Raw genomic sequence first — 8,687 nt, forward strand, 5'->3', positions numbered from 1 at the left:
TCAACGCTGCTGCCGCGCAAACCAGATGCTGGCGAGAGCCAGCGCGATGAAACCGAGCGGAAAATAAAGCCGGATGCCCAGAACGATGAATTGATAGAACGCCGTCGCCATTGTGTGCACGAACTGGATGGACCAGGCGATGGTCAGTGCAGGTTCATGCCACTGGGCATAGTAGGAACGGTATTGCAGCGCAAAGAGCCCACCGGTGAAGCCGATCGTGGCGGCAAGAAGGCAGACAAACGCGGCCGCCAAGGCAACTTGCCAATGCCGTCCGAGGGAGACGAGCCGCGCCAGGAACAGGCCAACCGGAAAGGCGAGCGCACCGCCGGCCGCATAGAGCAGCGAGACGAAGCGGATCTTTGCCGGGGTCTCCCAGTCGTCCAACAGCAGATTGACAAGCGCGCTGGCGCCCATCGCTGCGGCCCACAGCAGGGCGCCGCATACCGCGACGCCCGGCGATAGCAAGGCGTTGCGGATACGATCCAGGCGGTTGTGTAAGGCGGGGAGCGGCGTCACAGCCGACCGGTCACCGCGATCCAGCGATAGTCCGGCCCTTCGAAGCCGTACTGGCGCACCGAGATCAGCACGGCATAGGCGCTGAGGCTTTGCATGGAAAATGTCTGCACCGCGCCGATCCGATAGCCGTTCGGGCAGCCTCTGCTTTTGGGGATCGACTTGTCCTCGTGCAGAAGCTCAGTCTCGCCGCCGTCTTTCGCCTCGATGCGCAGCAGGCGAAAGCCGTTGATCTCGCCAAGGCTCTGGCAGACTTCGGGATCGTTCATACCGATCTCGTCGAGCCGGAACTCGAGCGGATCGTCGACCGGCGAAAAGATCGGACGCGGGTTGACTACCATGCGGAACGGATCGGCCGAAAGTTCGGTCACCGGGTTGAAGCCGGCGGTGATGCCGCGATTCGCGGTTAATTCCGCCTGCTTGATAATGGCTTCGCCTTTCTGCCGGGCTGCAAGGCGCGCTGCGTCAAGCGTTGCGTTCTCGTCGTCAAGCCGCACCCTGATCGGTGTGCCCTTGAGAAAACTGTCGTCGGCCGTGTTGATGTAATAGCGATTGGCATATGGAAATCCCGATCCGTCCTGGACGCCAAACTCCTCGAAGGCGAAGGCGCCGCCATCCCTGGTGAAGCCAAGGATTTCAAGCTCGGCGACATCGCCGGCATGCGCGTCGAGCGAAGTTGCAAACTGGGCGAGGAGGGAAACGGCAAACAGGACAAGGATCTGCATAGGATTTCCGTTTGAGCAGCCAGCGTTGTTTCGATCACTATCACGACGTCGTCAAAACGTCGTGCCTCTGAGACACAAGCCGATGCATCCAATCGCGTTCTCATTTGTTTATGTCGGCAGCTTCAAATGGAGAACCCACAATGACCGATGCAGCCAGCATTCGCGAACATATGGAAGTGATCGGCGCCGACGGCGTCCATGTCGGCACCGTTGACAAAGTTGAGGGACAACGAATCAAGCTGACCAAGCGCGACAGCGGCGAGGGCGCTCACAGGGGGCATCACCACTATATTCCGCTCAGCCTAGTAGCCGAAGTCGAGGGCCAGAAAGTGCGGCTGTCGGCAAATTCGGATGTTGCGGTCACATTCGAGGAAGAAAAATCCGACCCCACCTGATCACGACATTTGATTATTACGGTCCATTTGATTACGGCATTCAGCGCGACGACCAGACCGGAAACAGGTCGCCGTCGGCTGGCGTCGCGGCAAAGACGCCACGGCTGATGGCGCGCGCCATGGTGGCGCCGGCCGCGGCGTAAAGCTCGATGGCGTCGTTGGGCGCGAGCTCGATGCCGCTCTTGCCGGTCGCCAGCGCGAAAACCAGATCCCCGTCGGCCGGCGTGTGTGTCGGCCAAATGGCGCGCACGAAGCCGTCATGCGCTGACATCGCCAGGCGTTTGGCGGCGGCCTTGGTGAGGACGGCGTCCGTGGCGATTACGGCGATGGTCGTGTTGCCGCCGACCTCCGTCCGTTTCCCGATATGCTTGTCGCGAAACTTCAGCAGGATCGTTTTCGCGTCCTCCGGCATAGGCGAGGGATAACCAAGCCCGCCGAACTCGCCGCCGATCTCGAAGGGCGCCGCCCAGAAGTGGCGGGTTTGGGCGATCGTCACCGAGCCGGTCGGATTGACTGCGGCGAGCGCACCGATGGTGACGCCGATGTCGAGCACCGTCGAGGCCGAGCCGAGGCCGCCCTTGAGGCCGGAACTCAACGCACCGGTGCCCGCGCCGACCGTGCCCAGCGCAAAGTCGAGGCCGACAGCCTGTGCCGCCTCATAGCCGAGATCGCGGTAGGGCGGATAGCGGCCCCAATCCTTGTCGCCGCCATTGCGCAGGTCGAACAGGATCGCCGCCGGCACGATCGGCACGCGAAAGCCGCCGACCTCGACACCGATGCCCCTTTCACGCAGTGCCGCCTGTACGCCGGAGGCGGCGTCGAGACCGAAGGCCGAACCACCGGAAAGCACCACAGCATGGATCGCCTCGATCGAATTGTGCGGCTCGAGCAGGTCGGTCTCGCGGGTGCCCGGCGCACCGCCCAGGATCTGGACACCGGCCACCGCAGGTACGTCGCAGACGATGGTGGTCACCCCGGACCTCAGCCTCACATCGGAAGCGTTGCCGACGCGCAGGCCAGCGACATCGGTGATGAGATTGCGCGGCCCTGTGCGAAACATTATTTGGTCTCCGCCGGCGCGAAATTTGCGCCGTTGAAACGGAAGACCCGATAGAGGTTTTCGGTCAAGTCGCCCTTGCCGTCAAAGCGGATCGGTCCGATCGCGGTGCTGAAGTCGCGCGCGGTGAGCGCATCGGCCAATGGCTTGCCGGAGGTTTCCGCCAGGGCCGTCGCCGCCTCGGCGATCTCGACCGCCGCATAGGCCGGCAGCATGTAACCCTCCGGCACGATCTTTTGCGCGGCAAAGCTGTCGAGCACCTTGGGGGCGGCGACATCATCCCATTCGGGCGGTGCGATCATCAGCGTGCCCGTGGCATAAGGCACGTCGCCGGGCGGGGTGCGCAGCGCTTCGCCGCCGGCAAAGGTGATGCCGGCATCGAGCTGGCCGGCGTCGCGGCCCATGATGGCGATGTCGTCGCCGTCGCCGCCAGCGAAGACATGCGTTGCGCCGGCTTTCCTCAGCCGCCCGACCAGCCCGATCTGGTTGTCGAGCTGAGGCCGGAATGTGTCGACGAACACCGGTTTCAGCGCCGCCTGATCGGCTGCCGCTCGAAGCGTCTCAGCGATTTCGCGGCCGTAAATCGTACCGTCGTCGACGATGGCGAACAGTTCGTTCTGCCATCGGCGGATCAGATTGGAGGCGACGGCGTTGCGCTCGTCATCGCCGCGCGGCCCAAGCCGAAAGATCGGCCAGCCGGTCTTGGCGCGCCGGTCGGTCAGACTTTCGGTGCGCACGCCGACGGTGATGACCGGGATGTTGGCGTCCTTCAGGATCGGCAGTGCTGCCTCGATCGCCTCCGTGCAGAGGAAGCCGACGACCGCGCCGACTTTCGCCGCAACGAACTCCCTCGCCGCGGCAGCCCCACCATCGGCCGTACAGGCGTCATCGACAACCTTGAGCTGGGCACCGTTCGCCTCCGCCGCCAGGCCAGCACCAGCCTCGATCTGCCTGCCGAGGATCGCCGAGGCCCCCGACAGTGGTGCTGCGACACCGACCAACAGCGTCTCAGCGTTCGCATCGCCGGCGAGAGACAGCCAGGCCAGCACCGCTATTGTCGTTGTCGTGCCTATTGTCCGGGGTCGCATGCGTGCGAAGAATTCCTCCGCGCCGGTCGCGTGTTGCCGGCGCCACTTCCTGCCAAGACCTAAAGGCTGGTCAGCTTTCACGCAACACGCGAAATTCAGGATGCATGTCAACCACTTCGCTTGTGGCATGCAATATGCCGCCATATATAACGGTGGGTTCACCTCGCTTCAAACCAATGGAAATCGCCGGTGCTGAAGAAGAACGACATAGGGCCGCAGGCCTATCGCGACGCGATGAGCCATTTTGCCGGTCACGTCCATGTGGTTACCACCGATGGCCCCGCCGGCAGGCGCGGTGCGACCGTGATTGCAGCGTGTTCGGTCTCGGACACGCCGCCGACCATTCTGATTTGTCTCAATCGCGAGAATCCCAAGAACGAGCCGTTCGTGAAGAACGGCAAGTTCGCCTTGAACACGCTGGCTTCGGACCAGGAGGCGCTGTCGGTCGGCTTTTCCGGTCTCACCGGCCTGCCTGTCGAGGAACGTTTCGCGCTGGGCGATTGGGACGTGATCTCGACCGGTGCGCCGACGCTGAAGGGCGCGCTCGCCGTGTTCGACTGTGAACTGATCGACACCAAGGATCTGGCCACCCACCGTGTGCTTTTTGGCAAGGTGACAGGCCTGCGCACCGGCGATAATTTGCGGCCGCTGATCTATCACGACCGCGGCTATCACGCTCTGTAGAGGCTCTGGATGGCTGCACCCACGGAGAGAGAATGACCGAGTTGAAATCGCGCCCCGCGCCGGCGACGATCGACGAGACGCTCGATCTGCTGACCGGCGCGGACTATGTGGCGGACCGGTCTTTGGCGACCGTGCTGTTCTTATCGCTGCGCATGAGGCGGCCGCTGTTTCTCGAGGGCGAGGCCGGCGTCGGCAAGACCGAGATCGCCAAGGTGCTGTCGCAAGCGCTTGGCCGTCGGCTGATCCGCCTGCAATGCTATGAAGGCCTCGACGTCTCCTCCGCCGTCTACGAGTGGAATTACGCCGCGCAGATGATCGAGATCCGCATGGAGGAGGCGGCCGGCAAGGTCGACCGCTCCGACATGGAGCGTAACGTTTTTTCCGAAAAGTACCTGATCCGCCGCCCGGTGCTCGACGCGCTGACCGGCAAGGCGGGCGGCGCCCCGGTCTTCCTGATCGACGAGCTAGACCGCACTGACGAGGCCTTCGAGGCATTCCTGCTCGAAATCCTCTCCGACTTCCAGGTGACTGTTCCCGAACTCGGCACGATCAAGGCCGAGGAGCCGCCGATCGTCATCATCACCACCAACCGCACCCGCGAGATTCACGACGCGCTGAAGCGGCGCTGCCTCTATCACTGGGTCGATTATCCGAATGCCGAGCGCGAACTGGAGATCGTGCGTAGGAAAGTACCGCAGGCCAACAGCCGGCTGTCGGCAGAGGTGGTTTCGTTCATCCAGAAGCTGCGCCAGATCGAGCTGTTCAAGGTGCCGGGGGTTGCCGAGACCATCGACTGGGCCGGCGCGCTGACCGAACTCGACAAGGTGGCGCTCGATCCGGAAACCGTTTCCGACACGATCGGCGTGCTGTTGAAATACCAGGACGATATTGCCCGTATTGAACAGGGCGAGGGCCGGCGCATCCTCAACGAGGTGAAGGCCGAGCTTTCGGCGGCGGAGTAGGCGATGGCAACGCCGCGTCGCGAACCGAAAGAGGCCACGCCGGAAGGGCGGATCGCCGACAACATCGTCTATTTCGCCCGCACCTTGCGCAAGGCCGGCATGCGGGTCGGCCCGGCCTCGGTCAAGGATGCGATCGAGGCGGTGCTGGCCGCCGGTTTCGGCTCTCGCGACGATTTCTACTGGACGCTGCACGCTGTCCTCGTCTCGCGGCACGAGGACCACCCAACCTTTGACGAGACGTTCCGGCTGTTCTGGAAATCGCACGAGCTGATCGAAAAGATGCTGGCGATGTTTTCGCCGGTGGCGCCTGATCTCAGAGAGAAGCAGAAGCCGCGCGCTGCGGAAAACCGCGTCAGCCAGGCAATGTTCGAGGGCCACCAGAAGAACCAGCCGGCGCAGGAAATCCCCGAGATCGAGGTCGACGCCCGCTTCACATTTTCCGGCAACGAGGTGCTGAGGGGCAAGGACTTTGCCCAGATGAACGCCGCCGAAATGGCCGACGCCAAGAAGGCGATTACCGCGTTGCGGCTGCCCTTAGACATGGTCAGGACACGGCGTTTCAAATCCGACGCGCATGGCCGACGCATCGATCCACGCGCCATGATGCGCTCGGCCGCGCGGACGGGCGGCGAACTGATCCTGCCAAGATTCCGGTCATCGCGCGAGGTTCACCCGCCGCTGGTCGTGCTTGCCGATATTTCCGGTTCGATGAGCCAGTACACGCGCATCTTTCTGCATTTCCTGCATGCGCTGACCGAAAAGCGCCGACGCGTGCATGCCTTTGTCTTCGGCACCAGGCTGACAAATCTGACGCGGCAGATGCGCCATCGCGATCCTGACGCAGCACTCGCCGATTGCTCGGCTGCGGTGATGGACTGGTCGGGCGGCACCCGCATCGGCGATACGCTGGCCGAATTCAACCGACTGTGGTCGCGGCGCGTGCTGGGCCAGGGCGCGGTAGTGCTGCTGATTACCGACGGGCTGGAGCGCGACGACATCGCCGGCCTGTCGGAGGAAATGGAGCGCCTGCACAAATCCTGCCGGCGGTTGATCTGGCTGAACCCGCTGCTGCGCTTCGACGGTTTCGAGGCCCGTGCCCGCGGTGTCAAGGCGATGCTGCCGCATGTCGACGAGTTCCGCTCGGTACACAATCTCGATGCGCTCGCTGATCTCTGCCAGTCGCTGGACAAGAATTCGGCGCGCTTGGTCGACCCACGCAGATGGATTGAAGGTGGCGCGAGAAGCGCTGCATAGCCATATGTTTTCTCCGGGAGAAACGGTGATGGAAAACAGTATCTATCTCGATGAGGCGCGCGATCCGCTGATCATCGCCGAAGGCTGGATGAAGGACGGCAAGGATGTCGCCATTGCCACCGTGGTCGAGACGTGGGGCTCGGCACCGCGTCCGGTCGGCAGCCATCTTGTCATCGACGCGGAAGGCAATTTCCACGGCTCCGTCTCTGGCGGCTGCGTCGAAGGCGCGGTCGTCACCGAGGCAATCGATGTCATCGACAGCGGCAAGGCAAAGATGCTGGAGTTCGGGGTCGCCGATGAGACCGCCTGGCAGGTTGGCTTGTCCTGCGGAGGCCGCATCAAAGTCTATGTCGAGCGGTTGGGTTAGAAGCATGATCCCGCAAAGTGGGAACCGGTTTGCGGACAAGAATCATGCTTAAACAAGAGATATTTCGATGGATCCTTATGCGCTGAAGACGCTGAACGCCGAACGCCGCGCCCGCCGCGCGGCGATCCTGGTCACCGATCTCGGCGACGGCCGCGACCGCATCGTGCGCGAGGGCGACCAGGTCGCCGGCGATCTGGGCGCTGCGATCGCCAAGGCGTTTCGATCGGGCAGCTCCGGGTCGGTCGAGGCGGAGGGGCGATCTTTCTTCCTCAACGCCTATCTGCCGCAGCCGCGCCTGTTGGTGATCGGCGCCGTTCATATCAGCCAGGCACTGGCGCCGATGGCCAAGATCGCCGGCTTTCCCGTCGAGATCGTCGATCCGCGCACGGCCTTTGCCACCGCAGACCGCTTTCCCGATGTCGCGCTGCATGCAGAATGGCCCGAGGATGTTCTGAAGCGCCAGCCGCTCGACAGTTATACGGCGTTGGCAGCCGTCACCCATGACCCGAAGATCGATGACTTCGCGCTGAAAGCGGCGCTCGACGCCAACTGCTTCTATGTCGGGGCGCTCGGCAGCCGCAAGACCCATGCGAAGCGCGTCGAACGCCTGCTGGCATTGGGCGCGACCGCCGACCAGATCGCCCGCATCCACGCGCCGATCGGCCTCGACATCGGCGCAGCGAGCCCGGCCGAGATCGCCGTCGCGGTGCTGGCGCAGGCGATCCAGGCCTTTCGCTCGCGTGGCCTCGAAGCCTCCGCATCGGCCCAAAGATCGGAATCGATTTTGGAGAGGCACGATGCGTAGATTCAAAGTAGTAGAGCGTCCTTTGCGCGTCCAAGAGGACGCGCGGCGCTCTACGGACGCGGCAGCGTGAAATTCGGCCCGATCCCGATCGACACGGCCGAGGGCGCGGTGCTGGCGCATGCCACCACGGTCGGAGAACGGCGCTTCCGCAAGGCGCATCGGCTGAGCGCCGATGATGTATCTTTGCTCAAGGCCGCAGGGATTTCGGAGGTTGTCGCGGCTGTTCTTGCTCCCGACGATTTGAGCGAGGACGCTGCCGCCGAAAAAATCGCCGAAAGCATGATCCATCGCAACATCTAGGCCAAGCCCGCCGCGACCGGCCGGGTCAACCTGCACGCCGAGGCGGGCGGCATCTTCACTGTCGACGCGGCGATGATCGACGCCATCAACGCCGTCGACCCGACCATCACCATCGCCACGCTGGCGCAGCACGCACCGGTCGAAAAAGGCCAGATGGTGGCGACCGTGAAGATCATTCCCTTCGCGGTCGGCTCCGTGCTGGTCGATGCGGTAGCAAGGATCTGCGCCGGCAGCGAGATCTTCGCCGTCAATGCCTATCAGCCGGTGCGTGTCGGCGTCATCCAGACGGTTCTGCCCGGTATCAAGCCGAACGTGCTCGACAAGACGTTGCGTGTCACCGAAGCCCGCCTGGCGCGCTCGGGCGGCCGGCTGACGGCGGAGCGCCGCACGCCGCATGAAGTTGGTCCCGTTGCGGAAGCTGCGGCCTCGCTGGCGCGCGACAACGACATGGTGGTGATCTTCGGCGCTTCGGCGATGAGCGATTTTGGCGACGTCGTCCCGGCGGCGATCGAGAAGGCCGGCGGCATTGTCCTCCGC

Annotated in this window: 10 protein-coding genes and 1 pseudogene; 7 read left to right on the forward strand and 4 right to left on the reverse strand. The window is 63.6% G+C overall.

Annotation, left to right across the window (positions count from 1 at the left end; genetic code table 11):
- Window positions 1-516 (reverse strand): hypothetical protein, encoded by a 516-nt coding sequence (locus EOA78_RS24415; RefSeq protein WP_164783915.1) that lies wholly within the window; start codon window positions 514-516, stop codon window positions 1-3.
- Window positions 513-1,238, reverse strand: a complete 726-nt coding sequence (locus EOA78_RS24420; protein ID WP_127317349.1) for a DUF2259 domain-containing protein — start codon at window positions 1,236-1,238, stop codon at window positions 513-515. Before EOA78_RS24420 ends, EOA78_RS24415 begins: the two co-directional genes overlap by 4 nt.
- A 140-nt stretch (window positions 1,239-1,378) precedes the next feature.
- On the opposite strand from EOA78_RS24420, the gene EOA78_RS24425 reads away from it, so the two are divergent.
- Window positions 1,379-1,633, forward strand: a complete 255-nt coding sequence (locus EOA78_RS24425; protein WP_127208947.1) for a DUF2171 domain-containing protein — start codon at window positions 1,379-1,381, stop codon at window positions 1,631-1,633.
- 40 nt (window positions 1,634-1,673) lie between these two features.
- On the opposite strand, the gene EOA78_RS24430 is transcribed toward EOA78_RS24425, so the two are convergent.
- Both EOA78_RS24430 and EOA78_RS24435 read right to left on the reverse strand, forming a co-directional pair.
- A complete protein-coding gene (locus tag EOA78_RS24430) occupies window positions 1,674-2,693 on the reverse strand; it encodes a P1 family peptidase (RefSeq protein WP_127317350.1) in 1,020 nt (339 codons plus the stop codon).
- A complete protein-coding gene (locus tag EOA78_RS24435) occupies window positions 2,693-3,778 on the reverse strand; it encodes a branched-chain amino acid ABC transporter substrate-binding protein (protein ID WP_127317351.1) in 1,086 nt (361 codons plus the stop codon). The genes EOA78_RS24430 and EOA78_RS24435 overlap by 1 nt, the downstream gene beginning before the upstream one ends.
- A 189-nt stretch (window positions 3,779-3,967) precedes the next feature.
- Between EOA78_RS24435 and EOA78_RS24440 the strand changes: the two genes are divergently transcribed.
- From EOA78_RS24440 to EOA78_RS37970, 6 genes and pseudogenes are all read left to right on the forward strand, one after another.
- Window positions 3,968-4,462: a flavin reductase gene (locus EOA78_RS24440; RefSeq protein ID WP_127317352.1), complete on the forward strand. Its 495-nt coding sequence runs from the start codon at window positions 3,968-3,970 to the stop codon at window positions 4,460-4,462.
- A gap of 32 nt (window positions 4,463-4,494) precedes the next feature.
- Window positions 4,495-5,424, forward strand: a complete 930-nt coding sequence (locus EOA78_RS24445) for a MoxR family ATPase (protein WP_127317353.1) — start codon at window positions 4,495-4,497, stop codon at window positions 5,422-5,424.
- 3 nt (window positions 5,425-5,427) lie between these two features.
- A complete protein-coding gene (locus tag EOA78_RS24450; protein WP_127317354.1) occupies window positions 5,428-6,678 on the forward strand; it encodes a VWA domain-containing protein in 1,251 nt (416 codons plus the stop codon).
- Window positions 6,679-6,706: 28 nt separating this feature from the next.
- Window positions 6,707-7,045, forward strand: a complete 339-nt coding sequence (locus EOA78_RS24455) for an XdhC family protein (RefSeq protein ID WP_065008152.1) — start codon at window positions 6,707-6,709, stop codon at window positions 7,043-7,045.
- A 67-nt stretch (window positions 7,046-7,112) separates the two neighbouring features.
- Entirely contained in the window at window positions 7,113-7,850 is a 738-nt protein-coding gene (locus tag EOA78_RS24460) for an XdhC family protein (protein ID WP_127317355.1), read from the forward strand.
- 66 nt (window positions 7,851-7,916) lie between these two features.
- Window positions 7,917-8,687: pseudogene (locus tag EOA78_RS37970) on the forward strand (4-diphosphocytidyl-2C-methyl-D-erythritol kinase); the annotation flags it as partial.

This window comes from Mesorhizobium sp. M5C.F.Cr.IN.023.01.1.1 (genome assembly GCF_003997585.1).
Taxonomy (GTDB): domain Bacteria; phylum Pseudomonadota; class Alphaproteobacteria; order Rhizobiales; family Rhizobiaceae; genus Mesorhizobium; species Mesorhizobium wenxiniae.